Genomic DNA, 25,652 nt, shown 5'->3' with positions numbered 1-25,652 from the left:
GGCGCGCAGCCGCCCGAGTGGAGAAGAAGCATGAGTGATGGACTGGACCTGAGCCTCGATGGCGTCGAGCGACGTTCGCTGGCGTCCTTTACCGAGGAGGCCTATCTCAACTATTCCATGTACGTCATCATGGATCGGGCGTTGCCGCATATCGGCGATGGCCTGAAGCCGGTACAGCGTCGTATCGTTTATGCAATGAGTGAGCTGGGCCTTTCGGCCAGCTCCAAGCACAAGAAGTCGGCCCGTACCGTCGGTGACGTGCTGGGTAAGTATCACCCCCACGGCGACTCGGCCTGCTACGAGGCCATGGTGCTGATGGCCCAGCCATTCTCCTATCGCTATCCGCTGGTGGACGGGCAGGGTAACTGGGGCGCGCCGGACGATCCCAAGTCGTTCGCGGCCATGCGTTACACCGAGGCTCGCCTGGCGCGTTACAGCGAGGTGCTGCTATCCGAGTTGGGACAAGGCACGGTCGATTGGCAGCCGAACTTCGACGGTACCATGGAAGAACCCATGGTTTTGCCGGCGCGCCTGCCCAATCTGTTGCTTAACGGAACGACTGGTATTGCGGTCGGTATGGCGACCGATATCCCGCCGCATAACCTGAAAGAAGTGGCGGCGGCCTGTATTCGTCTGCTGGACGATCCGGGTGCCGGACTGGACGAGATTCTGGAGCATATTCAGGGGCCGGATTTCCCCACTGAAGCCGAGATCATCACCCCGCGGGAAGACCTGTTGAAGATGTACGCCAGCGGCCGCGGCTCGGTACGTTGTCGTGCGGTGTGGAGCAAAGAAGACGGTGAGATCGTGATTACTGCGCTGCCGCATCAGGTGTCTGGCGCCAAGGTGCTGGAGCAGATTGCCGCGCAGATGCAGAACAAGAAGCTGCCGATGGTGGCCGATCTGCGCGACGAATCCGATCACGAAAACCCGACGCGTATCGTCATTGTTCCACGCTCCAACCGGATCGATCTGGACGATCTGATGCAGCATCTGTTTGCGACCACCGATCTGGAGCACAGCTACCGGGTCAACATGAACGTCATCGGTACTGACGGCAAGCCTGCGGTGAAGGATCTCTGGGGCATGCTGAGTGAGTGGCTGGGGTTCCGTGTTGCCACGGTGCGTCGCCGCTTGCAGTACCGCCTGGATAAGGTCTTGGCCCGTCTGCACCTGTTGGACGGTTTGCTGGTCGCCTTCCTCAATCTGGATGAAGTCATCCATATCATCCGTACCGAAGAGCATCCCAAGGCGGAGTTGATCGCGCGGTTCGACCTCAGCGATCTGCAGGCTGACTACATTCTCGATACCCGTTTGCGGCAGCTGGCGCGACTGGAAGAAATGAAGATCCGGGCCGAGCAGGATGCATTGCGCGATGAGCGTGATGAGCTGCAGGGGATCCTCGGAGATGAGCGCAAACTGCGTACTCTGGTACGTGACGAGTTGGCTGCTGATGCTGAGACCTATGGTGATGAGCGCCGTTCGCCGCTGGTCGAGCGCAAGGAAGCGCGCGCCCTGTCGGAAACCGAGCTGGTGCCATCCGAGCCGGTTACGGTCGTGATCTCAGAAAAGGGCTGGGTGCGCTGCGCCAAGGGGCACGATATCGATGGTACGGGGCTCAGCTACAAGGCGGGGGACGGGTATCTTGCGCAGGCGAGCGGGCGTTCCAATCAACAGGCTGTCTTTATCGACAGTACCGGCCGCAGCTATTCATTGTCTGCTCACACCCTGCCGTCCGCCCGTGGCCAGGGCGAGCCGCTTACCGGTCGCTTCAGTCCGCCGGCGGGGGCCGGGTTTGACGCGGTACTGATGCCAGATGAGCAGGGCCTGTATCTGTTGGCGTCGGATGCCGGTTACGGCTTTCTGGTCAAGGGTGAGGACATGCTCGCCAAGAACAAGAACGGCAAGGCGCTGCTGAATATTCCGGACGGCGGACGGATCCTTTCGCCACAGCCGGTCCGCTATCCGCAGAGCAGTCATCTGGCGGCGGTTTCCAACGAGGGTCGTCTGCTGGTATTCCCACTCAAGGATCTGCCTCAGCTTGCCAAGGGCAAGGGCAACAAGATCATTTCCCTGCCTTCTGGTCGGGTGAAGATGCGCGAGGAGTTTGTCGCTGGTCTAGCCGTTCTGCCGCCGGGTGCGCAGTTGGTGTTGACTGCCGGCAAGCGCACCTTGACGCTGAAGTCAGCCGACCTTGAGCATTACAGTGGCGAGCGCGGTCGACGTGGCAACAAGCTGCCACGCGGCTTCCAGAAAGTTGACTCGGTGGCAGTGGAGCTGACGTCAGCGGCAGCTGCCGAGCCGGCTGCCGATTAGGGGAGGGGGAGCGGCGCCAGTCTCAGGACTGGCGTTGGTTGTACAGTGAGCTGAGCTGCCGCTCCAGCAGGGACTGATAGGGTTCCAGCAGGCGCTCGATGCAGAAGGTGCCGGGCTGGCTTGCCAGGCGGCGTGTCGAAGCGCAGTGGGAAAGTGCTTCGCTGGCTGCCAGCTCGGCGTCCACCAGCAGCAGGTTGCGGCTGTGCTGCAGGTGCTCTATAACGCGCTGACAGGCTTCATGCTGCCCCAGCGTCTCATCGTCCAGGCCATCCAGTCCGCTGGCGTGGCCGAGCGCCAGCTGCATGTGCAGCGCGATACCCGTGTCGGCAATCTCAATCTGCAGATCGTGGCCTAGCACACGCAGCAACTCCCCGCAGCACAGCCCATGCTTTAGCTCCGAACCGTCACCGGTACTGTCCCTGAACAGCGCGATGCTGGTGCCGTCGTGCAGCGTGTGTTGCTCGCCGCCGTACAGCTGGCAAGCATGCTGAACTTGCTGACGATAGCGCTCGAGCAGTTGCATCAGGCGCTCACGCGGCAATCGGCGCAGCGCGTCGTGGTTGCCGAGGCGCACCGCCAGCATGGCCTGCTTCTGGACGTGTTCCTCCGCGGGGTCACTATCCTGCGGCTCAGTTGCTGCCGTCTCGTCCAGCGATTTGGTTGTTTCGCTGGCCGAGTCGGCCGCTACGTCTGCTGCTTCTTGCTGGGCCGGCTCATCCTGGGGGTGCTCGTCAGCGCCGATTTGCTGTTCTGGCTGGAGCACCGGGATGGCGTCAGTCTCGAAACTGGGCACCTCCGGCATCAGCGTCGTTACCTCCTCCGGTTCAGGCTCCGGCTCGGGTTCCGGTGGCGTCAGGCCGCGGTTGCTGAGCAGAGCCCGTGACAGTGCGCCGAGTTCATCGCTGCGGGTGCAAGCTGGCGCCGGATAGCTGGGTGTGGCGTCCCAAAGGGCGAGTGCTTCCAGTTGACGTGACAGCTCACGCCCGCGGTGCCATGCAAGCAGGCCCGCGCCGCAACCGACCAGTAACAGCCCCCAAATCATGCGTTCCAGCAGCAGATTGGCGGGCAGGATGAATGGCGTGGCGGCCAACGTCAGCTGCACTTGACCAGTAAGCTGGTCCTGCAGGTGAACTGCTGCAATGTAGTTGCCCTGGCCCGGTGCCCGCTGCTGCCGCGGTGGTTCACTGCCGGCCTCGGCGATCAGCCGGTTACCCGGTGAGTAAAGGCTGACGTGAGCGATCATCGGGTTCTGGTTCCACTGGGCCAGCAGAATGTTCAGGCTCAGCCGGTCTTCGGCTGCCAGTGGTTCCGCAGCGCTTGCTGCTATCTGGCGTGCCAGTGCGCTACCGACGCGGTCGGCCTGCTGCGCAACATCCTGCTGCAGCTGCACCTTGCCCAGCCAGAGGACCAGAACCAGCATGAGTAGCAGCGGGGCAATCACCATCAGCGGCATCGCCCCGGCCAGAGTCAGCGAGCGACGGCGCAGGTTGGCATAGCAGCGCAGGAATAGATTGTCGTGGTTCGGCGTTTGGCGGCTCAAAGCGTGACTCGATGGTTGCGGAGGTTTGAATCTCGGGGGAATCGGGGAATAGCAATGTGGCGAGTATAGCTATTCCCCAAATGCGGCAAAAGGCTGATATGTGAGGCGTTGGGCAAATGCAGGTAGAATAGGTTCCTCACTTTTAACTGGGAGCGAGCGTCTTGAAGGAAATCGTTCTGATCAACATCACCGGTCCTGATCGCCCGGGTCTTACTGCGGCTATCACCGGACTGCTCGCCAGGGCGCGGGTCAATATTCTCGATATTGGTCAGGCGGTCATTCATGACACGCTGTCCTTCGGTATTCTGGTCGAAATGCCGGCTGATCAGGGTAGCTCCGATGTGCTCAAGGAAGTTCTGTTCCGGGGCTATGAGCTGGACCAGCAGGTGCGCTTCACGCCTGTCAGTGCGGACGAGTACAGTCGCTGGGTCACAGGGCAGGGCAAGCCGCGCCATATCGTAACCTTGCTCGCCCGCCGGGTGACTGCCGAGCACATCGCCCGGGTCAGTGAGATTACCGCGCGTTACGGTCTTAATATTGATCATATTGATCGTCTGTCGGGGCGGATTCCTGAGGGGTTGCCGGAGGATCAGGGCAAGGGTTGCATCGAATTCTCCGTACGCGGTGAGCCGGAAGATCCGGCCGCCCTGCGCGCGGAGTTTCTGGCTATTGCTCAGGAGCTGAGTGTCGACATTGCTTTCCAGCAGGACAGTATCTTCCGCCGTAACCGTCGCCTGGTTGTATTCGATATGGACTCGACGTTGATTGACGCCGAGGTTATCGACGAGTTGGCCAAGGCCGCCGGTGTTGGTGATGCGGTGGCGGAAATCACCGAACGGGCAATGCGGGGCGAGCTGGATTTTCGCGCCAGCTTCCGTGAGCGGATGGCGTTGCTCAAGGGGTTGCCGGTGTCGACTCTGGACAGCATCGCTGAGTCGCTGCGGTTGACGGAGGGGGCAGAGACGCTGATCGCGCAATTGCGCCGACTGGGCTACAAGACCGCGATTCTCTCTGGCGGTTTTACCTACTTTGCCGAACGCCTGCAGCAGCGCCTGGGCATTGACTATGTGTATGCCAACTCACTTCCGGTCGAAGATGGTTTGGTGACTGGGGAGGTGCTGGAGCCGATTGTTGATGGCCAGCGCAAGGCTGAGCTGCTGCGTCAACTGGCTAGCCAGGAAGGGATCAGTCTGGAGCAGACCATCGCCGTCGGCGATGGTGCCAATGACCTGCCAATGCTCTCTATCGCGGGGCTCGGTGTGGCCTTTCGGGCGAAGCCGCTGGTCAAACAGTCTGCCAAACAGGCTATTTCAACACTGGGGCTGGACGGCATTTTGTATCTGCTGGGATTTCGCGATCGGGAAGGTATGTAGTGCACTGTGGGCGTTGCATGCGCTGCAACGCCCACACGCTGTCAGTCGGCTGAGAAATCGTAGTTCATGCTGTCGCTGGGTGCCTGCAGGTAGTGCCCCTGAATGTAGTTGGCGCCAGCCTGCCAGAGTGTTGGCATCATGGCCGCGCTATCAACGTACGGCACAATGGTGAGCTTGCCCTGGCTGTGCAGCGAACTGATGATTTCCTTCAGGGTTGCTACCGCTTTCTCGTCAGACAGGTCGCGGGTGAATGAGCCGTCTATCTTGATGTAGTCGGCGTGCACATGTTTGAGAGCAGCGTAGGGGTTCAGCGCACCGCCAAAGTGGCTGATTGAGACCTTGCAGTGCATTTGGTGCAGGGCCTCGGTGTGCATCTTGGCCTGCTTGAGGTAGGTGTTCACATCCGCGTCGTGGAACTGGAAGATGATGGCGTCAGCCGGCAGCCTGGCCTCTTTCAGTTTGGCGGCAATCCATTCGACCATGTCTGCTTCCTGCAAGCTCGCCGCGCTCAGGTTGAGCAGCAGATGGGTGTCTGCGCCGCGACCGCGGTGATTGCTCAGTAGCTTGACGGCCTGAGTGATCACCCAGCGATCAATCTCCAAGGCCAGGCCAGCTTCCTGCGCCGCCGGCAAAAAGTCTGCGGCTGGCACTTCCTCGCCCTCATGGTTCAGCAAGCGGAGGAAGGTCTCGTAATTCTCTGCCTCGTCACCACGCAAGCTGATGATAGGCTGGAACAACAGGCGGAAGCCGTTGGTTTCCAGCGTGTGCTGGATCAGTGCGATCAGGTTGCCGCGGTTGGCTTGCAGTGCCAGCTCTTCCAGCGGGTTGAATACCTTGATGCCATTACCACCGTTGTTGCTCAGTTGATCGGCAAGGCGGTGGGCCCGGTCGATGGCTTCGACCGGGTCAGCTTCGGTTTCGCTGATCGAGGCTACGCCCATGCTGACCGTAATGCGCACGGTGCGGCCGTTGGTTTCGAACAGGTGCGCTTCAATCTTGGCGCGCAGGGCCTCCAGTTGCTCGGTAGCGGTGGCAGGCTCCTGACCTTCGATCAGGATGCTGCAGGCATCGTCGGCGAAGCGTGCCATGAGGGTGTCTTCGCTAAAGTGTCCACGCAGCATTTGCGCTAGGTCGGTCAGCAACAGGTCAGCCGCGCCGATGCCGATATCGGCTTGCAAGCTGCTGAAACCGTCGATGCTGAGGTAGACCAGCGTGCTTGGTTGGCCCTGGCGCACAGCCTGGTCACGAACGGTTTCCAGCTGCTCCTGAAAGTACGCTCGATTGAACATGCCGGTAACCAGATCGCGGCTGGCCATGACCTTGAGCTTTTCTTCGAACTCGCTGCTCGCTGTTTCGGCGCGGATAACAACCTGGGTGCAGGGTTCGCCGTCGTAACTCGCCGGCGAAAAGCTCAGCACAATAGGGAAGCGTTTACCACTGCTGTCCAAGGCCTTGCAGCGCATTTCGTTCTGACCGGCCGGACTGCTGTAGTTGCGCAGGAAGTCTTTGAACCGCCCCTGATCTTCCGCATCAATCAGGCCGACCATCGGCTCTGCGGCGAGGTCATCCGGATCATCGTAGCCAAACATCTCGCCATAGGCGCGGTTGGTGTAGATGTGCATTCCGTCGAGTACGTAGGCGATCGCGTCCACGGAGCTATCTAGCAGCAGCTGGCAGCGTTTTTCGGCTTCTCGCAGGGTCTGTTCGATGATGCGGCGCTGACGGCGTGCTTCGAGGTTTGCCAGCTCGCGGTCTACCACCAGGGTCATCAGGACGTCGGCATCTTGGGGCAGGGCGTCGGCCATGCCGGCACGTAAGGCGTCGACACGCATGTCCAGGTCCACTTCTGGTTTGAGCAGAATGAACGGAATGTCGCGGGCCTGCCGCTTGATCAGAGTGATGGCGTCGTCGGCACTCAGATAGCTTGTCTCGGCTTGCGCGAGACAGATGTCCCAGGTTTGTTGCAGGCATTCCTGCAAGTCTTCAATCGAGGTGACACGATGGGCGCGAGTGGCATGGCCTGCATTACGAAGCAGGCTGACCAGACGCTCTGCGTTATTCTGAGAGTCGTCGAGAATCAGCAGCTTGATGGCTTGTTTTTCGTTGGCCATGGTCTTCCGGGGGATGTGGGGCCGGACTCGCCAGCCCCTTGCAAATCAGGAAGCTTGAATCTACAGAGACTTCCAGAGTGAGTCAAAGTCATCTTCTGGGCCAGTGACCAAAGATGCGCTGCTTGTCTCAGATTGGCTGCTCTCTGCCACTGCCTGATCAATCAGATGGTATTCGAACTGGCTGAAGCTGCCGGTTGCTGTCACCCTGCCGCTAAGGTTGGCCTTTTCGGTCTTGCCGCTGTGCAGGATGTTGATTTTGCTGTGAACCTGGAACGGCAGGCGCGGGGTAATAATGGTTGGCGGGCGGTCGATAGCGGTCACCGCGGGGAGTAGCAGGGCGCGCAGATACTGGCTCGGCTCGCCGGTCTTGCGGATCAGCTTGGCCGCGCAGGGGGTACAGTGTGGCGCAATCAGCTCAATACCCATCTGGGTGCCACCGCCGCGAACCTGACGAATCCAGCGCACGACCGCCAGACTCCAGTCCTGTTCGTTGGCTTCCTGAATGCCGAGCAGCTCGCCAGCCTGCAACTGCTTTGGAACTTCCTTCGGCCAGGTCAGGCAGAAGCCGCCCGGGCTGTGGTTGACGATGGGCAGGGTGTGGATCGGATATTGTTCATCGCCTTCGTCCTGGTCTCCCAGGCTGTTGCCATAATCAATCTGCTCCACGCCAGCCGAGTGCCACTCGACTGAGCCGCCGCTGCCACCACCGCCACTGCCACCGTCGAAGGCGCTGCTCCAGCCACCCTCGCGGGCGCGTTGGGCTGCGTCCGAGAAGGGGTTCAGTTCGGCTTCACTGGCGTCGATCATTCGCGCAAAGTTTTTACCGGAGATCCGGTAGTGAGTAGCGCTCATGCCGATACTGACGCGTAGATGACCCTGGCTCGGAATCCGGTTGAAGGTACGCTCGGCTAAGTCCCCCCAGGACTGGCTGACATGCTGAAGCAGCTCAATGCCTAGCGCGTTGGGGATGTGCAGGTCGCCGTGATAGTCACTGCCAGCGGTCATGAATTCCTTGATGCCATTGACCAGCTTGCGGGTATCTAGTCCCAGGCTGTTGTCGAGGCTTTCGCCACGAATCAGGGATTTGTAGCGCGGCGGACAGTCCATATCAGGGTTGATGATAAACAACGCCTTGGTGTCTTCCGGCGATACCAGGCGAGCGTGGCGACTCCAGTCTTCGAGGGTGGCAAACAGGCGGCCCATTGCGCTCTGGCGCATTTGGTTCGGACGGCCTGCACCCATCAGCAAGGCAACCAGATAGCATTGTTCAATGCTCAGGGGCTGGCGATCAGCGCTTTCGCTGTCGGGGACAGGTGTCTGGTGAAGGCCGCGTTTGCGTGCCAGTTGATAAAGCTGGTGTAGCTCCAGCCAAACACCGTCGGCAACCGGGCAGTAGAGTTGAAAGGCGCGTAGCAGCGGCCCGCAAAGTCCGCGGATTGAGCGTTGGAGGGCCAGTGTCATCAGGTTGGCGTGGTCACGTGACTTGATGCTGCGTTCCTGGGCAACGATTATCTTGTAGCCGTTGGCGAGGTGGTTTTGCAGTGACTGCGACAGGTTGGCAACCTTGCGTGGCTTGTCTTCAAGCACGATTGACTGGCCAAGGTAGTAGCGTGACAGCGCTGTGCAGACGTAGTGCACTTCCGGCCGGATGCGTTCCAGCATCGCCAGGCGCTTGTCGGCAGGTACGTTGTACTGGTTGAGCTCTATCAATCCTTGATACAGCTGTCGCGCGGTCTCGCCAATGTTGGCTTTTGGCAGATTAGCCAGCCACTGGGCTATGCCTTTCTCGGACCCCTCGGCGAAGCTCAGGTTGCTGAGGGTCTGCTGAGGTATCCGCAAATGCATTTTCTGCGTTGTGCTATCCATAACTGTTGTATCCAGTACAAACGTCTACGGCCTGATTTCGGCTTGCATCTCGTGCCGCTCGTCCGTGGCTCAGTGGGGGAAACTGCCTTCTGAGAAGACACTCTAGCAGCTTAGACATCAACTGGCTAAGCATGCTGTTCCGTGCGTGATATGGCCTTGGGATCACGCCTGATTCGGTTTTGAGGATGCGTCGTGCATCAGCTCAACACTGACGGGTACTTTTCCGGGCTCGCCGGCAACTTCTCGCACCAGTCTGGGTACCAGATAGCCAGGCATGCAAGTCAGCAGCGCACCGACAAGTTCCCGTGCTTCGTCGTCCGGAACCATAAAGTGGCTGGCACCACGTACGCGGTCAAGCAAGTGGAGATAATAGGGCAATATGCCTGCATCGCCTAGTGCCTCTCCGAGCGCCTGCTGTGCCTCCACGCTGTCATTGACGCCGCGCAACAGGACCGCCTGGTTGAGCAGTATGACCCCCGCCTGGCGCAGTCGGGCGGCGGCGTCCCCGGTCAGGGCATCCAGTTCGGCGGCATGGTTGCAGTGCCAGACCATGGTGACCGGCAGGCGTGTGCCGCACAGGGCATCAATCAGCTCGGGTGTGATGCGCTGGGGGATGACGATGGGGAGCCGGGTATGCACACGCAGTCGCCGGACATGGGGGATTGCCGCAATGGCGCGGGTAAGCCACGCCAGGCGACGGTCATTGGCCGCGAGCGGATCGCCACCACTGTAGATGACCTCGCTGATGCTGGTGTCGCTACGAATATAGTCGAGGGCGTCATCCCACTCGCTGGTGCTGAGATTGTTGTCGTCGTAAGGGAAATGACGGCGAAAGCAGTAGCGGCAGTTGACGGCGCAGCCACTGCTGACGACCAGCAGCAGGCGACCATGGTACTTGTGAATGATCCCGGGCCGTGCGTTGGTATGCTGTTCACCCAGTGGATCCAGTACATACCCTGGCTGTTCTGTCAGCTCTTCGCCAATGGGCAGGACCTGGCGCAGCAACGGATCATGGATATCGCCCGAGCGCATGCGGTTGAGGTAGGGCTCAGGTACTCGCAGCGGGAAGCTGTCGGCCGCCGCCAAGGCTGCGGGCAGCAGTGAACTTTCCAGTTGCAGGCGATGGAGCAGTTCGGCCGGGCTGGTGACGCTGTTGGCGAGGATATTTTGCCAGTTGGCAGACTCAACACGAACTGCAGAACCATGTATCATTGGCGTTTTTCCGCGCATGGGTGTCAGGGTGTCCGACTGACTGCCTCGCACACTGATGGTGTGGCGCGAGTCGGATCATCCATTCAATTGAAAGTGGGAACTTGTATGGCCAACTATTCTACCAACGAATTCAAACCGGGTCTTAAGGTGATGCTGGACGGTGATCCGTGCTCGATCCTCGAGAACGAATACGTCAAGCCGGGCAAAGGCCAGGCGTTTAACCGCGTCAAGGTCCGCAACCTGAAAACCGGTCGCGTCAACGAGCGTACCTTCAAGTCGGGCGACAGCCTGGAAGGCGCAGACGTGATGGATCGCGAAATGGAATACCTGTACACCGACGGTGAGTTCTGGCACTTCATGGCGACTGACGGCTCCTTTGAGCAGTACGGCGCTGACGAGAAAGCCGTTGGTGACTGCATGAACTGGATGAAAGAGCAGGTGGTTTACACCGTGACCCTGTTCAATGGTGCACCGATTGCCGTGACTCCGCCGAACTTTGTCGAACTGGAAGTCGTTGAAACCGACCCGGGCGTGCGTGGTGATACCTCCGGTGGTGGCAACAAGCCGGCCAAGCTGGTAACCGGCGCTGTGGTCAAGGTGCCGCTGTTCATCAACACCGGCGACGTGCTGAAGGTCGATACCCGTTCCAGCGAGTATGTTGGTCGCGCCTGATAGCGTCGGCAGTTGACGAAACCGGGGCTAAGCCCCGGTTTTTTGTGTCTGTAATTCGAGGTGTCCAGCATGACTAGAGAGTGGCGGCCCAGTGCGTCTATTGAGGCGTTGCGTCAACGCGCGGATATCATCAATCGCATTCGTCGCTTCTTTGCCGAGCGGCAGGTGCTGGAGGTGGATACCCCCAGCCTGTCGCATGCTGCGGTTAGTGATCCGTTTCTGCACCCCTTTTCCGCTGATTACATCCCGGAGGGTGGCGGGCAGGCAGCGACGCTGTATCTGCATACCTCTCCGGAATATCCGATGAAGCGCTTGCTGGCGGCGGGTAGTGGGGCTATCTGGCAGTTGTGCAAGGTGTTTCGCAATGGCGAGATGGGGCGTCGGCATAATCCGGAGTTCAGCATGCTGGAGTGGTATCGCCCCGGGTTCGATCACCACCAGTTAATGGATGAGGTGGACGCGCTGGTTCGCGAGGTGCTTGCCTGCGCGCCTGCGCGGCGGGTCAGTTACGCTGCCGTGTTTGCCGAGCATACCGGCCTGGATATTCACCGGTGCGGTGATGCCGACCTGCAAAAGCTGGCCGCCGCCCGATGCGGCTTTCAGGGTGAGCTGTCGCGCGATGGTTATCTGAATCTGCTGTTTTCCGATTGCGTCGAGCCACAGTTGCAGGCGCCGACCATGGTTTATGCGTTTCCGGCGTCGCAGGCGGCGCTGGCGCAAGTTGTTGAGGGCGATGATGTGGTGCCCAGCGCCGCGCGCTTCGAGATGTTCGTGCGGGGGATGGAGCTGGCCAACGGTTACTTTGAGCTGACCGATGCCAATGAGCAGTTGCGGCGTTTTCAGCTGGATCAGCAGCAGCGGGAGGCGTTGGGGCTGTCAGTCTTGCCGATCGACATGCCTTTGGTTGATGCGCTGGAGGCGGGTATGCCGTCATGTGCTGGCGTGGCACTGGGGGTTGACCGGTTGGTGATGCTGGCGCTGGGCGCCAGCACGATCGCCGAGGTTATTGCGTTCGATACGCAGCGTGCCTGAAAATCAGGCGACGTTGCCCATCAGTTGTCCCATCTGGACGCTGTCGCCGGCCTTGACTGATTCACTCCAGCGCATTGCATCAGGGCCAAACAGGACGATAGCGGTTGAGCCCAGTTTGAAGCGGCCCATCTCGTCACCTTTTTCCAGGCTCGGTGCAGCCTGGCCGTAGGCGGTGCTGCGCAGCTCGCGGCTGGGCGGGGCAACCAGGCCGGCCCATACGGTTTCAACCGACGCAACGATCATCGCGCCGACCAGAACGACGGCCATTGGACCGGCTTCGGTATCGAACAGGCACACCACCCGTTCATTCCGGGCGAACAGCTCTGGCACGTTCTTAGCAGTGGTCTGGTTGACCGAGAAAAGTTTGCCCGGAACGTAGATCATTTCCTTCAGGGTACCGCCCAATGGCATGTGTACGCGGTGGTAGTCCCGAGGCGACAGGTAAACAGTCGCGAACTCGCCGCCCTGGAAGGGGGCTGCTAGTTCGGCGTTGCCGCCGAGCAGTTCCTGTACGCTGAAGCTGTGTCCCTTGGCCTGGAATATACGGCCGTGTTCAATCTTGCCGAGCTGGCTGATGGCGCCATCGGCGGGGCAGAGGATGCTGCCTGAGGTCTGGTCCAGTGGGCGCGCATCGGGTTTAAGGGCGCGGGTAAAAAAGTCGTTGAAGCTGCTGTAAGCCGTTGGGTTCTCTTCCAGCGCCTGGCTCATATCAACCTGATAGCGCTTGACGAACCAGGTAATGAAGGGGTTCTTGACCCAGCTCCAGGTGCAATTGGCCAGGCAGCCAGCCAGGCGTGACAGCAGGTGGTGCGGCAGAAGGTACTGAAACAGGATGAAAAGGCGATCAGGCATGGGACTTCCTTAGAGTTCTACTTCGGTGTCAGGGTGGTTGCCCCACTCGGACCATGAGCCAGCATAGGCCTTGACGCGAGGGTAGCCCAGCAGCTTGGCTGCCAGATAGGTAAAGCCGGAGCGGTGGTGCGTCTGGCAGTGGGTGACAACTTCCTTGTCCGGGGTGATGCCCCGTTGTTGCAGCTGCTCGGCCATGTCTGCACGTATGCGCAGGCCGCGCTCTGGGTCCATCCCGGCTGTCCATTCAAAGTTGACCGCGCCGGGTATATGTCCGCCCTTGCTGGCAACGACTTTCTCGCCGCGGTATTCCTGTGGCGAGCGTGCATCCCAGATAGCGCGATCGGGGTTATGCAGGTCTGCCATCAGCGCTGCCAGAGTGACAGTGTGATGGTCATTTGGTGTGATCGTCGGTGTCGTAGGTGTGGCTTGCTGCGGCGCACTCTCTAGCGGCAACCCGTCTGCAATCCATGCTTTAAGGCCGCCATTGAGGTAGCTGTAGTGCGTATGGCCGATGCAGTCGAGCATCCAGATGAAGCGTCCGGCCCAGCCACCCCCTTCATCGTCATACACAACGTAGTGGAGATCGTCCCGGTGCCCCAGTTCGGCAAAAATGGCCTGTAATTCGGGCAGGCCCGGCAGTGGCCCTGGGCGGGGGGCTGGCGAAGCTGTGCGTGCCGGAGCCAGGTGCACTGCCCCCGGGATGTGCCCGGTTTGATATTGCTCTGTGCTGCTGAGATCGACGAGGCGAATATGCTCGGCGTCCAGCGGCAGCGACAGGTCGGCCGGCTCAATGAGTAGTGGTAACGTGGAGGGCGCCATAGGCAAGGTCTCCCGGGTTGGAACGCTCAGGCGATCCGTCGAAAAGGTGAATGCTTGGGACTGTTGACGCTCATCTTGACTGCGCCAGCCCTATTTTGGCGTAGGGCAGGGCGCGAGTCACGAGGTTTGGTTGTTGCTGGCCTGTGGCGCGTGACACTGTGCTCTTTCTGGTACCGGCTGCCTTTGGCAGTGACCTCATATCGGTCCCCGGTTACTGGTGGCGTTGCTTGAAGTGCAGCAGCGCCTTGTGCAGGCATTGAGTGGTCTTTACTACTGCCTGCAGGTGTTTGGGGGCGAGCAATTGGTCGTTGCCGGTACTGACGAAGACCAGACCGATCAGTTGCTGGTTGTGCACCAGTGGTGTCAGGTGAAATGCGTTTCCTGCGCTTAGCTGTAACACCTTGTCGGGCAGCGTGGCGGCGTGTGTTGCGCGTTGCCGTTGGTCAATATCATGGCTGTTGGCGCTGAGCAGCCACGTTGGCCAGCTGCCTTCGCGGCTGCTGCCAATGGCGGCGCCGGCGACCGGCTGCTCGTTGTTGAAGCCACTTGCAACCGCGATCACCAACTGGTGGGTGCCGGCGCTGGACAGTGCGATCCAGCTGGCAGGCAAGCCGAGCCCGTTAATCAGAGCATTTTGAGCGCACTCCAATAGCTGCGTCAGGTTGTTGAACGATTCCGGTTGCTTGCTCAGTTTTAAACATAGCGATCGCCACAATTCCGGGTTGGCGGCGGAGCGGTTGTTGCTGGTACCACTGGAGTTGGTGGCTGTTGCGCTGACCGGTTCTGACACCTTGTTGGTCGCGCCGGTGAGCGTCACCGGGTGCAGCAGGCGAGTGGCTGGGAGCAAGAGGTCACTGCCGTTGCGTGCGAACTGCTCGTGGGCACTGTTGACGGCATTCTCATGAGTCAACCGCTGGGCGTCAGCGACGTCGCAGTTCAGGTAAAGGGCGGTCAGCTTCTGCCAGCGCAGGGTGTGTCGTTTGTACCAGCTGTCGTGGCTGCTCAATGCGATGCCGTTGGAGATCAGCGCGCTGTTGGCGGGCTGGGTCAGCCAGCGATACAGTTCGCGGTCACTGTCCAGCTGGGCCTGCTGGTCCTGCGGATGTGCGCTGTCGCGTGCAACGTGCAGTGCCTTGACCATCGTTCGCCGATTATCGTTCAGTGAGCGGTAGCCCTGCAGTATCCATGGCGGTAGCCACCAGTCTTGAGCCACCAACTGGACGAGCTTGAAGCCGCTTGCGGTGGTTTCGGCAACCTGGCGACGGGTGACGCCGTCAGGCAGAACGCCGTTGTTCAGGCCTTCCCAGTGCTGGAACAAGTGCGGCTTGAGGTAGGCAAGAGTCCATAAAGGAGAGAGAAACAGCAGGGTCGCTAGTGACATCTCGTGCCAGAGTCTGGCGATGCGGTGGGCGAATAGCCCTTGCGCCTGACTGACCGCATGCTCACTGATGCTCAGCAACTGGCGGTAGGCCCAGGGCAATTGTTGCGGGTCGACTACCGGAAGGTCCTTCAGCAGTTGTGCAATGCGTTGAGTGCCGAGCAGCGAGCAGGCCTGCTCCAGTGTCAGCACATCAACATCACGCTTGCGCGCCGCTGCGCCGGCGGCGCGACAGATGTGGAGCGCGGCGACCGGCGAGCGCATGATCTCTTGGGTCAGCTCAGTGATGCTGAGCAGATCACTCTCCAGATGCTCGACCAGAGAGTGTTGGTCGGCGGGGCTGATAGGCAGCACGCAGTCGCTCAGCTTCTGCCGCAATTCGCCGATAACCTCTCTGTTACCGTTGTTGGGGTGTGTGCTCATGCGCCTCACAGCTTTATACTAGTCTTCTGCACGACTATAACCTGAAAGGCAGTACTTTGCTGCCCTGCGCGGCGACGCGCGCCGGCTCGTTCTGGATACCTCGAATCTATGTTGAAAATTGGTGGTTTTGTTGTTGTTATCGGCAGTGTGTTGGGAGGCTTCCTGTTGTCGGGTGGCCACATCGCAGCGCTCTGGCATCCTTTCGAGATCCTGATCATTGGCGGTGCTGCCTTTGGCGCCTTTTTGGTGGCCAACAGCAGCGCCATAGTAAAAAAGTGCCTGCGTGCCGGGCCAGCCATCATTTTTGGTCATCGCTTTTCCAAACCGTTCTACCTTGATGTACTGGGTTTGCTCTACGAGGTGCTCAACAAAAGCCGGCGCGAGGGGATGATGGCCATCGAGCAGGATATCGAGGAGCCGAGCGAAAGCCCGATCTTCAGTAAATATCCCGCAATCCTCAACGATAAGATGATGACGGAGTTCATCTGTGACTATCTGCGCATCATGTCGACCGGCAACATGGCCCCGCATGAGCTGGAAGCGCTGTTTGATGTCGAGATTTCCGCACTGACCGAGGAACTGCTGGAGCCCTCGCACGCGGTCACCCGCGTTGCGGACGCGTTGCCCGGCTTCGGTATCGTCGCTGCCGTTCTGGGGATCGTGATAACCATGGGGATCCTCGGTGATGCTGAGCAGTCGGAAATTGGTGAGAAGGTAGCCACGGCGCTGGTGGGTACGTTCCTGGGTATTCTCGCCGCCTACGGTTTTGTTGGTCCGTTTTCCAGTGCGATGGGACACACCGCGCACGAGGAGGCCAATACCTATGAAGCGATCAAGATGACGCTCGTTGCCAGTGCGCAGGGGCTGCCGCCAGCGTTGGCGGTGGAGTTTGGTCGCAAGTCGCTGTTGCCCGAGCACCGTCCCAGCTTCACCGAGCTGGAAGATTCGGTTAAGGGACGCTAAGCGGTGGACAACAATCAGCCGATTATCGTCAAGCGTGTGACCCGCAAGGAGGCCGGCCATCACGGTGGCTCCTGGAAGATTGCCTTTGCCGACTTCGCAGTGGCGATGATGGCGTTCTTCCTGGTGATGTGGCTGCTGACAGTCGCGACACCGGAGCAGTTGCGCAGTGTGTCCGGCTACTTCAATGATCCGGTGGGCTTCAGTGAAGGGGGGAGCCCATTTGCCATTGATCTTGGCGGATCGCCAGAGGTTGCTCCGGAGCGCACGCTGAACAAGACTGAAGATCCCGAGGATCAGCAAATGATCGATGAGGACTCTGCCAGGCAGCTTGCGGATCAGGTTGAGCGCCGGGACATGGAGCAGTTGCTGCAGGAGCTGCAAAATCAGATCGACAGTGAGCCGGTACTGCAGCGGTTCAAGGATCAGATTCTGGTCGAGATTACCCAGGACGGCTTGCGTATCCAGATCGTCGATGCGGAGAATCGGCCGATGTTCGCCAGCGGTAGCGCCCAGCTGCAGCCTTACTTCGAAGATATCCTGCTGTCGCTGAGCGACACCATTGCCAAGGTCAACAAGAAAATCAGTATCAGTGGGCACACTGATGCCCAGCCCTATGTCGGGCGCAGTGGCTATGGCAACTGGGAGCTGTCGAGCGATCGGGCCAATGCCGCGCGCCGTACTCTGCTGGCGGCGGGCTACCCCGAGCAGCAGGTGGCGCGGGTGGTCGGTTATGCCGATTCGGCGTTGTTCGATCGCGAAAATCCGATGAGCCCGACCAATCGGCGCATCGATATCGTCGTGCTGAATAAACATGCGGAAGAGCAACTGCTGGATGGCACCGATGCGGCTGAGGCGCCGGCGTCTGCCCCGCTGGAGCCTGAGTCGCCGCCCCAGCCGGTTGAACCTTCAGCGGAACCCGTAGCGCCGGAGGAGAGTGCGCCTGTCGCAGAGCCTGCAGCAGCCGAGCCGGCAAACGAACGACGCCTTAATCTGTTTGATAGTGCCGAACCGATCAGACGCCTGCAGCAGTAAGGACGCCTCAGTTGGCAAGGGTTGAGAGGATGTGGCGATAGCTGCTCATGCGGATCGCTGAGATGTCACCTGCTTCAACCGCTTGAAGCAACGCGCAACCCGGTTCGTGCAGGTGCTGGCAGTCGCGGAAGCGGCAATGGCCCAGGAATGGCCGAAATTCGATAAAGCCTTCGAGCAGTTCATCGTGTGAGATGTGTGTCAGGCCGAATTCACGGATGCCGGGCGAGTCGATCAGGTCACCGCCCGCCGGGAAATGAAACAGCTTCGCGGTGGTGGTGGTGTGGGTGCCCTTGCCAGTACTTTCCGACAGAGCGCCGACGCGCAGGTCCTGACCGGGTAGTAGCGCGTTGATTAATGACGACTTGCCAACCCCGGACTGGCCAACGAACACGCTGGTATGGTCCTTCAGTTCTGCTCGCAGGTTGTCCAGACCGTCCCCTTCGCCCGCCGACAGTAGCAGCGTGCGGTACCCCAGTCGGCTGTAGTCATCCAGCCATTGCAGCAGTTCCGGGTTAGGGCTGGTTTTCAGCAGGTCCGATTTGTTCATTACCAGCAGTGGTTCAATGTCAGCCTGCTCGGCTGCGACCAGATAGCGGTCAATCAGGTTGGTGTACGGCGTGGGCAGTGGCGCAAAGACGATGATCAGTCGGTCAACATTGGCGGCTACCGGCTTCAACTGGCCGCGCTGGTCCGGGCGGCAAAGCTCGGTCTGGCGCTCCTGCTGGGCGACAATGACACCACCTTGCTGGTTGTCTGGGCGCCAGACGACTCGGTCGCCAGTAACCAGTGCAGGTAGATTGGCACGGCGATAGCAACGGCGAATCTGGCCTGCCAGCTCGCCGCTGGTGGCTTCGACGTCAACCTGTACGCCAAAGTGTGCAATCACCAGACCCGGCTGCTCGCTGCCAAGGTCGCCACCGACCAGGCTTTCCTCTGCTCGTTCGGCGCGGCGGTCGGCGCGCGCGGCGCGCTCGTCCTGGATCTTCTGGATGCGCCAGTTTTGGCGGCGACTAAGGTTTCGTTTGGCCATGGACTCGGAGTCTGAATAATCGGCGGCAGTTTAGCAGTTATACTGCAGACATTGTGCGTTTCGCGCGTCCCACACCCATGCAGGAGCTCCCATGCAACACCCCGACAACCTGATCTGGATCGACCTGGAAATGACTGGCCTGGATCCTGATAACGACGTGATCATCGAAATTGCCACGATTGTGACCGACGCCGAGCTCAATGTACTGGCCGAGGGCCCCTCGTTGGCCATCAAGCAGCCAGACGCTTTGCTTGATGGCATGGACGAGTGGAATACCCGTCAGCATGGGCAGTCTGGCCTGACCCAGCGGGTGCGGGACAGCAAGATCAGCCTGGCTGATGCTGAGCAGCAGACCATTGAGTTTCTGTCCAGCTGGGTGCCCGCGGGTAAATCACCGATGTGCGGCAACAGTATCTGCCAGGACCGCCGCTTCCTTTATCGCGGCATGCCGGCGCTGGAAAAGTTCTTTCATTACCGCAATCTGGATGTCTCAACCCTCAAGGAGTTGGCGGCGCGCTGGGCTCCAGAGGTAAAGAACGGCTTCAAGAAACAGAGCAGTCATCTGGCTATGGACGATATTCGTGATTCCATTGCCGAGTTGCAGCACTACCGCGAGCATTTCATCCGGTTCTGAGGGATCAGGCAACGCCGTGTTGCCGCAGTGCCCAGGCTACATGTTCGCGTACCAGCTCTGACGGATCGTTGCGACGCCGCTTGAGGGTCTCGATCACGGGAATACTGGTGGTGGCGTTACCGAGGCCTACCGCCAGGTTGCGCAACCAGCGCTCGTGACCGATCCGGCGAATCGGGGAGCCTTCGGTGCGCTGCAGGAAGGTGTCTTCGTCCCAGCTGAACAGCTCAACCAGATCGGCCTGATCCAGCTGGTGGCGAGGGCTGAAGTCCGATTCCGTCGTCGCCTTGGCAAAACGGTTCCAGGGGCAGACCAGTTGGCAGTCATCGCATCCGAACACCCGGTTTCCCATGAGGGGGCGCAGTTGCTCGGGAATCGCGCCTTTCAGCTCGATTGTCAGGTATGAGATGCAGCGTCGAGCGTCCAACAGATGCGGTCCGACGAACGCGTCGGTAGGGCAGCGTTCAAGGCAGGCCGTGCATTTGCCGCAATGTTCGGTCTGCTGAGGCTTATCAAGCGGTAGCGGCAGATCGGTATACAGCTCGCCGAGGAAAAAGTAGCTACCGGCCTTGCGGTTGATCAGCATGGTGTTCTTGCCAATCCAGCCCAGACCGGAGCGCGTGGCTAGGGCGCGTTCCATGACCGGTGCACTGTCGACAAAGGCGCGGTAGCCGAACGGCCCAATTAGGTTTTGGATGCGGTCAGCCAGTTGTTGCAGTCGTCGACGAATCAGTTTGTGGTAGTCGCGTCCCAGCGCATAGCGGGATATATAAGCACTATCACGGTTGGCCAGACGCTTGGTCATAGCGCTGTCTGCCGGCAGATAGTCCATGCGCACTGAAATGACCCGTTGAGTGCCGGGAACCAGCTCTGCCGGCCTGGTGCGCTTGGTGCCGTGGCTGGCCATCCATTCCATCTCACCGTGATATCCGGCCGCCAGCCAGCGCTGGAGCCATTCTTCGTGATCACCGATATCGGGAGCGGCGATACCCAGCTGTTGGAACCCCAGCTCGCCGGCAAGGGCGCGAATCTGGTCGGCGATGGCTTGGTAGTTTGCGGTATCGGGCATGTGGTTGCTGGGGCTGGGTGGCAGGATTCCCGTATAATTGTGCCAGACAACCCGTGCAGGAGCCTATCGATGTCCGATCCGATGCCATTCAGGGTCCATTCCCGTCAGCAGACCCGGCAGATGGACGCTGCCCTGATTTCCTCGGGGATTGCCGGAATTGAGCTAATGGAGCGTGCTGCGCAGGCGGCCTGGCAGGCACTGCTGGCCCGTTGGCCCGATGTCGGATGTGTCACGGTCTTGTGTGGCGCGGGCAACAACGCGGGTGACGGCTACCTGCTGGCCCGCCTTGCCCTTGCTGAGGGCTGGCGTGTGCACGTGTGGACGCTGTCGCCGCCAGAGCGACTAACTGGTGATGCTGCTATCGCCTGGCAGCAGGCGCAACAGGCAGGTGTTTCGGTTCTGGCATGGACGCCGGATGTGGTTCTTGATGGCGTGGTAGTGGATGCGCTGCTAGGCACCGGGCTGACCGGGGCGGTGCGCGCGCACTTCGCTGAGGCGATAGCCGCGATAAACAATACGGCGTGTCCGGTGCTTGCCATTGACGTGCCCAGCGGGCTGGATGCGGATCGCGGCGTCCCTCTGGGCGCCGCGGTTCAGGCTGATGCCACGGTTACTTTTATTACCCTGAAGCTTGGTTTGTTGACCGCGCTGGGGCCGGATTTTTGTGGCGAACTGATTTACGCGGCGTTAGCCGAGCCGCTGCCAGAAGAGGTGCCGGGGTCGCTGGAATTGTTGCAGTTGGAGCGCTGGCGAGGGTGCTTGCCGGCGCGGACACGGTCGGCGCACAAGGGGAGCTTCGGTCATCTGCTGCTGGTCGGCGGTGGGCCGGGCATGGGTGGTGCAATCATGCTGGCGGCGGAAGCGGCGTTATGCAGCGGCGCCGGCAAGGTTAGCGTGGCGACCTGCGCTGAGCACGTTGCGCCGTTGCTGGCGCGGAGCCCTGAAGTGATGGTGAGGGCCGTCGCGAGCGTTAAGGAGCTGGCGCCACTGCTGGCGACGGCGGATGCGCTGGTGGTGGGGCCTGGGTTGGGGCGCACTGGCTGGGCGGAGGAAATGCTGTCAGCGTGCCTGGAAGCAGCGTTGCCCCGGGTACTGGATGCCGATGCGCTGAATCTGCTGGCTCAACGCTCAGGGCCGCTCACTCTGGGTGCAAACACCGTCATTACGCCGCATCCGGCTGAAGCTGCGCGTTTGCTGGGTTGCTCAACTGGCGCGGTGCAGAGCGATCGCCTCGACGCGGTGCAGCGTTTGATCGAACCTCTCGGCTGTCATGCGGTTCTTAAGGGGGTGGGCTCGCTGGTTGCCAGTCCGGTGGCGATGGGGCAGTTGCCCGCGGTCTGTGGGGCGGGCAATCCGGGGATGGCAGTCGGAGGTATGGGCGATGTGCTCTCCGGGTTGCTGGGGGCGCTGCTGGCCCAGCGCGTTCCCGCCGAGCAGGCGGCGCGGTATGCTGTGCTGGTTCACGCGCTGGCAGGCGACATGTTGGCCTTGAGCGGCGGCGAGGTGGGTATCAGGGCCGGCGACATGATGCCTGCCATTCGCAGGGTATTGAATCAGCGGGGAGTCGAATGAGGCTGGAGTTGCATGCAGTTGGCGAAGAGGCGATGACGGCGTTGGGTGGTGATATTGCCAGCGCCTTGCAGGGGCATGGTGTTGTCTACCTGGATGGCAATCTGGGGATGGGCAAGACCACGCTGAGTCGCGGTATCATTCGCTCACTTGGCCAGCAGGGACCGGTAAAAAGCCCCACCTATACTTTGGTGGAGCCCTACGAGCTTGCCTGTGCCAACGTCTATCACTTTGATTTATATCGTCTTGCCAGTCCCGAGGAGCTGGAGTTTCTCGGCGTTCGCGACTATTTTGACGGGGAAAACCTCTGCCTCATTGAATGGCCGGAGAAGGGGCGGGGAGTTTTGCCAAGACCGGACCTGACGATTACCATTGATGCCGTGGGCGACGGGCGGCGTCTGACATTGACCGGTGAGACTTCACACGGGGAAATGACGTGTCAACGGATTCAACAGATGCGGAGTGAAGGCTAGCGTGATACGCACAAGCGTGAGGAAGGGGCGTCTTGCCCGGCTGGGCGCAGTGGCTGCGCTGCTGGGGCTGCTGTCGTCCTTTGTGCAGGCTGCGGACATCAAAAGTGTCCGTCTCTGGCGGGCACCCGACAATACTCGGTTGGTGTTTGATTTAAGTGGGCCTGCCGAGCACACCCTGTTCACTCTGTCCAACCCCGAACGCATCGTCATCGACATCAGCAACGCACGTCTGGTGGCCGATACCAGTGAGCTGCCGTTGGAGAACACGCCGCTGCGGGGCTTGCGGGCTGCCCCCCGTGACGGCGACGGACTGCGTGTGGTGCTTGACCTTTCCGAGCAGGTCAACCCCAAAAGCTTTGTGTTGCCGCCCAACCAGCAGTATGGGGATCGTCTGGTGGTTGATCTGTACGACCAGACGCGGCCATCGGCTTCCTTGCCGCAACCAGCTGCCCCTTCTGCAACACCGTTGCCGCAGACGTCGACTCGCTCGGCAGCAGAGGCTGGCAGCCGAGATATTGTGGTGGCAATTGATGCCGGTCACGGTGGTGAGGACCCGGGCGCCATTGGCTATGGCGGAGCGCGTGAGAAGGAAGTCGTGCTGGCTATTGCCCGTGATCTCAAGCGCCTGATTGACGCCGAGCCGGGTTTCCGGGGAGAGCTGGTGCGGACCGGGGATTATTTCATCCCCCTGCGCCGGCGCACGGAGATTGCTCGTCAGCACAACGCAGATATGTTTGTCTCGATCCATGCCGATGCCTTTACCCGGTCGAGTGCCAACGGTGCGTCCGTGTTCGCCCTGTCTGATCGTGGGGCAACCTCGGAGACGGCACGCCTGCTGGCTGATCGGGAAAACCGTTCCGACTTGATCGGCGGTGTCGGTGGGGTGAGCCTCGATAACAAGGATCAGGTGCTTGCCAGTGTGCTGCTTGATTTGTCGATGACGGCAACCCTGTCGGCGAGCCTGGATGCGGGGCAGCAAGTGCTTTCGTCTGTCGGTCAGGTGAATCGTCTGCACAAGTCACGTGTGGAACAGGCCGGTTTCATGGTGCTGAAATCACCAGATATCCCATCGATTCTGGTTGAGACCGGCTTTATTTCGAATCCTGGCGAGGCGCGCAAGCTGGTGACTCGCAGTCATCAGCAGGCCATGGCACGGGCCATCTATACCGGGCTTAGAGGCTATTTCCATCGCAACCCACCGCCGGGAACCCGTATTGCTGCACTCAAAGCGAGTGGTCAGCTGGCGCAGGGCCCCCGTGAGCATACGGTACGCCGCGGTGACAGCCTTTCGATGATCGCCAACATCTATCAGGTCTCGCTGGCAAGTCTGCGCGCGGCCAATGACCTTTCTACTGATCAGATCCGGGTTGGCCAGGTGCTCAAGGTGCCGGCCAGCAGCATGCTGGTCCAGAACGAACGCTGATATGTCCCGAATTCAATTATTGAGCCCGCGTCTGGCTAACCAGATCGCGGCTGGTGAAGTTGTTGAGCGTCCTGCCTCGGTTATCAAGGAATTGCTTGAAAACAGCCTTGATGCAGGCGCCACGCGCGTGGATATCGACGTCGAGCAAGCGGGCGTCAAGCTGCTGCGCGTACGCGATGATGGTTCAGGAATTGAGCAGGATGACTTGCCGCTGGCATTGTCCCGTCATGCCACCAGCAAGATCCGTGACCTGGACGATCTGGAAAAGGTTGCAACTCTGGGGTTTCGCGGCGAAGCGCTGGCCTCGGTCAGTTCGGTCTCCCGGTTGACGCTGACTTCGTGTCCTGCCGGGGCAGACCAGGCTTGGCAGGTTGAAACCGAGGGGCGCGACATGGCCCCGAACATCCGGCCTGCAGCGCACCCTCAGGGCACGACCGTTGAAGTGCGTGACCTGTTTTTCAATACGCCAGCCCGGCGCAAGTTTCTGCGCACCGAAAAGACCGAGTTTTCCCATCTCGAGGAGGTGGTCAAGCGGCTGGCGTTGTCACGTTTTGATGTCGGTTTCAATCTGCGTCATAACGGTCGGCCGGTGTTCAGTCTGCCGCCCGCCCGCACCGAGCAGGAAGCGCGTCGTCGCGTTGCGACGGTGTGTGGTCCGGCGTTCGTCGAGCAATCACGATTCATCGACCATGAGCGCAGTGGCTTGCGGTTATGGGGCTGGGTTGGGTTGCCGACGTTTTCGCGCAGCCAGGCTGATCTGCAGTATTTCTTCGTTAACGGCAGGATGATTCGCGACAAGCTGGTAGTGCACGCTGTGCGTCAGGCTTATCGCGATGTGCTGTTCAACGGTCGTCATCCGACCTTTGTTCTGTTTATGGAGCTGGACCCCGCTGTGGTGGATGTGAATGTGCATCCGACCAAGCATGAGGTTCGCTTCCGTGATGGCCGGATGGTGCATGACTTTCTGTTCAGCACCTTGTACCGCGCGCTGGCGGATCAGCGTCCGGGCGATCAGGTGGATGGGGAAGATGGCGAGGCCGCTGTTGCTCCGGCGTTGAATCCGCTGCAGGCGCAGCCTGCCGCAAGTGGGATCGATACCGGTGTGTTCTCTGGTCAGCAGCGTATGGCGCTGAACGAGCCGCCTGCGCGCTGGGATGCCGGTGACAGGTCGCCCCACTCACCGTTGCAGGCGCCGCCCGCAGGTACTGGTGCGGCCTATGCAGGCCTGTACGGTGTTGGGTCGGTCAGCGCAGGTCTGCCAGAGGCGTCGAAGGACGACGAGATTCCGCCGCTGGGTTATGCGGTTGCACAATTACATGGGGTTTACATTCTCTCTGAGAATGCGCTCGGTCTGGTGGTAGTGGATATGCATGCCGCCCATGAGCGGATTACTTATGAGCGGTTAAAGCTGGCGATGGACCAGGAGGGGCTGCGCAGTCAGCCATTGCTGGTTCCGGAAACCCTGGCGGTGAGCCAGCGTGAGGCCGATTGCGCTGATGAGCATGCCGAGTGGTTCACTCGTTTGGGAATGTCCTTGCAGCGTATGGGCCCCGAATCGCTGGCCATTCGCGAGATACCAGCGTTGTTGCGGCAGGCCGACGCGGAGCAACTGGTGCGCGATGTGCTGAGCGATCTGCTGGAGTACGGCACCAGCGACCGCATCCAGGCGCACCTTAATGAGTTGCTCGCGACCATGGCCTGCCATGGCTCTGTGCGCGCCAATCGGCGCCTGACACTGGCGGAGATGAATGGATTGTTGCGTGATATGGAGCAGACTGAGCGGAGTGGGCAGTGCAATCATGGACGCCCAACCTGGACTCAGTTGAGCATGGCCGAGCTGGACAAGCTGTTCCTGCGAGGGCGTTGAG

20 protein-coding genes are annotated in these 25,652 nt (G+C 60.4%); 11 read left to right on the top strand and 9 right to left on the bottom strand.

Annotation, left to right across the window (positions count from 1 at the left end):
* Positions 1–30 precede the first annotated feature (30 nt).
* Complete coding sequence (gene parC / locus C1949_RS04715) at positions 31–2,316, top strand: DNA topoisomerase IV subunit A (RefSeq protein WP_104737317.1); 2,286 nt, start codon at positions 31–33, stop codon at positions 2,314–2,316.
* Between the two features lie 22 nt (positions 2,317–2,338).
* Here the strand turns inward: parC and C1949_RS04710 are convergent, their stop codons facing one another.
* A complete protein-coding gene (locus C1949_RS04710; protein WP_104737316.1) occupies positions 2,339–3,856 on the bottom strand; it encodes a hypothetical protein in 1,518 nt (505 codons plus the stop codon).
* A gap of 161 nt (positions 3,857–4,017) precedes the next feature.
* Here C1949_RS04710 and serB point away from each other — a divergent pair, with 161 nt between their 5' ends.
* Positions 4,018–5,229 (top strand): phosphoserine phosphatase SerB, encoded by a 1,212-nt coding sequence (gene serB, locus C1949_RS04705; protein WP_104737315.1) that lies wholly within the window; start codon positions 4,018–4,020, stop codon positions 5,227–5,229.
* A gap of 41 nt (positions 5,230–5,270) precedes the next feature.
* On the opposite strand, the gene C1949_RS04700 is transcribed toward serB, so the two are convergent.
* The 3 genes from C1949_RS04700 to epmB all read right to left on the bottom strand — a co-directional run bounded on the left by C1949_RS04700 (position 5,271) and on the right by epmB (position 10,418).
* Positions 5,271–7,340, bottom strand: coding sequence for an EAL domain-containing protein (locus tag C1949_RS04700; protein ID WP_104737314.1), 2,070 nt, complete (start codon positions 7,338–7,340; stop codon positions 5,271–5,273).
* A 60-nt stretch (positions 7,341–7,400) separates the two neighbouring features.
* A complete protein-coding gene (locus tag C1949_RS04695; RefSeq protein ID WP_104737313.1) occupies positions 7,401–9,206 on the bottom strand; it encodes a molecular chaperone in 1,806 nt (601 codons plus the stop codon).
* Between the two features lie 162 nt (positions 9,207–9,368).
* The gene (epmB, locus tag C1949_RS04690; RefSeq protein WP_104737312.1) at positions 9,369–10,418 is read right to left on the bottom strand and encodes an EF-P beta-lysylation protein EpmB; all 1,050 of its coding nucleotides are present in this window, start codon (positions 10,416–10,418) and stop codon (positions 9,369–9,371) included.
* Between the two features lie 105 nt (positions 10,419–10,523).
* Between epmB and efp the strand changes: the two genes are divergently transcribed.
* Positions 10,524–11,090, top strand: coding sequence for an elongation factor P (gene efp / locus C1949_RS04685; protein WP_083725482.1), 567 nt, complete (start codon positions 10,524–10,526; stop codon positions 11,088–11,090).
* 69 nt (positions 11,091–11,159) lie between these two features.
* Positions 11,160–12,122, top strand: a complete 963-nt coding sequence (epmA, locus tag C1949_RS04680; RefSeq protein WP_104737311.1) for an elongation factor P--(R)-beta-lysine ligase — start codon at positions 11,160–11,162, stop codon at positions 12,120–12,122.
* Between the two features lie 3 nt (positions 12,123–12,125).
* Here the strand turns inward: epmA and asd are convergent, their stop codons facing one another.
* The 3 genes from asd to C1949_RS04665 form a co-directional block, all read right to left on the bottom strand.
* Complete coding sequence (gene asd / locus C1949_RS04675) at positions 12,126–12,974, bottom strand: archaetidylserine decarboxylase (protein WP_104737310.1); 849 nt, start codon at positions 12,972–12,974, stop codon at positions 12,126–12,128.
* Positions 12,975–12,983: 9 nt separating this feature from the next.
* Positions 12,984–13,793, bottom strand: a complete 810-nt coding sequence (locus C1949_RS04670) for a rhodanese-like domain-containing protein (protein ID WP_104737309.1) — start codon at positions 13,791–13,793, stop codon at positions 12,984–12,986.
* 211 nt (positions 13,794–14,004) lie between these two features.
* Positions 14,005–15,594, bottom strand: a complete 1,590-nt coding sequence (locus C1949_RS04665; RefSeq protein ID WP_104737308.1) for a hypothetical protein — start codon at positions 15,592–15,594, stop codon at positions 14,005–14,007.
* Positions 15,595–15,702: 108 nt separating this feature from the next.
* Here C1949_RS04665 and motA point away from each other — a divergent pair, with 108 nt between their 5' ends.
* Together motA and motB are read left to right on the top strand one after the other, a co-directional pair.
* Positions 15,703–16,557, top strand: a complete 855-nt coding sequence (motA, locus tag C1949_RS04660; protein WP_104737307.1) for a flagellar motor stator protein MotA — start codon at positions 15,703–15,705, stop codon at positions 16,555–16,557.
* 3 nt (positions 16,558–16,560) lie between these two features.
* The gene (gene motB / locus C1949_RS04655; RefSeq protein WP_104737306.1) at positions 16,561–17,589 is read left to right on the top strand and encodes a flagellar motor protein MotB; all 1,029 of its coding nucleotides are present in this window, start codon (positions 16,561–16,563) and stop codon (positions 17,587–17,589) included.
* Positions 17,590–17,596: 7 nt separating this feature from the next.
* Here motB and rsgA read toward each other — a convergent pair whose 3' ends face one another.
* Positions 17,597–18,619 (bottom strand): small ribosomal subunit biogenesis GTPase RsgA, encoded by a 1,023-nt coding sequence (gene rsgA / locus C1949_RS04650; RefSeq protein WP_104737305.1) that lies wholly within the window; start codon positions 18,617–18,619, stop codon positions 17,597–17,599.
* A 91-nt stretch (positions 18,620–18,710) separates the two neighbouring features.
* Between rsgA and orn the strand changes: the two genes are divergently transcribed.
* Positions 18,711–19,253 carry an oligoribonuclease gene (gene orn, locus C1949_RS04645; protein WP_104737304.1) on the top strand — a complete coding sequence of 181 codons (543 nt, stop codon included), beginning with the start codon at positions 18,711–18,713 and terminating at the stop codon, positions 19,251–19,253.
* A 4-nt stretch (positions 19,254–19,257) separates the two neighbouring features.
* Here orn and queG read toward each other — a convergent pair whose 3' ends face one another.
* Entirely contained in the window at positions 19,258–20,319 is a 1,062-nt protein-coding gene (queG, locus tag C1949_RS04640; RefSeq protein ID WP_104737303.1) for a tRNA epoxyqueuosine(34) reductase QueG, read from the bottom strand.
* A gap of 69 nt (positions 20,320–20,388) precedes the next feature.
* On the opposite strand from queG, the gene C1949_RS04635 reads away from it, so the two are divergent.
* From C1949_RS04635 to mutL, 4 genes are read left to right on the top strand one after another with little or no spacing between them, the layout of a single operon-like run.
* On the top strand, positions 20,389–21,891 hold the full coding sequence (locus tag C1949_RS04635; protein ID WP_104737302.1) for an NAD(P)H-hydrate dehydratase: 1,503 nt from the start codon (positions 20,389–20,391) through the stop codon (positions 21,889–21,891).
* Entirely contained in the window at positions 21,888–22,361 is a 474-nt protein-coding gene (gene tsaE, locus C1949_RS04630) for a tRNA (adenosine(37)-N6)-threonylcarbamoyltransferase complex ATPase subunit type 1 TsaE (RefSeq protein WP_104737301.1), read from the top strand. The genes C1949_RS04635 and tsaE overlap by 4 nt, the downstream gene beginning before the upstream one ends.
* 1 nt (position 22,362) lies before the next feature.
* Positions 22,363–23,784 (top strand): N-acetylmuramoyl-L-alanine amidase, encoded by a 1,422-nt coding sequence (locus C1949_RS04625; RefSeq protein WP_373289754.1) that lies wholly within the window; start codon positions 22,363–22,365, stop codon positions 23,782–23,784.
* Between the two features lies 1 nt (position 23,785).
* Positions 23,786–25,651, top strand: a complete 1,866-nt coding sequence (mutL, locus tag C1949_RS04620; RefSeq protein WP_104737299.1) for a DNA mismatch repair endonuclease MutL — start codon at positions 23,786–23,788, stop codon at positions 25,649–25,651.
* Position 25,652 lies beyond the last annotated feature (1 nt).

This window comes from Halopseudomonas oceani (genome assembly GCF_002903165.1).
GTDB lineage: Bacteria > Pseudomonadota > Gammaproteobacteria > Pseudomonadales > Pseudomonadaceae > Halopseudomonas > Halopseudomonas oceani.
This window is presented reverse-complemented; position numbering and strand designations above follow the sequence as displayed.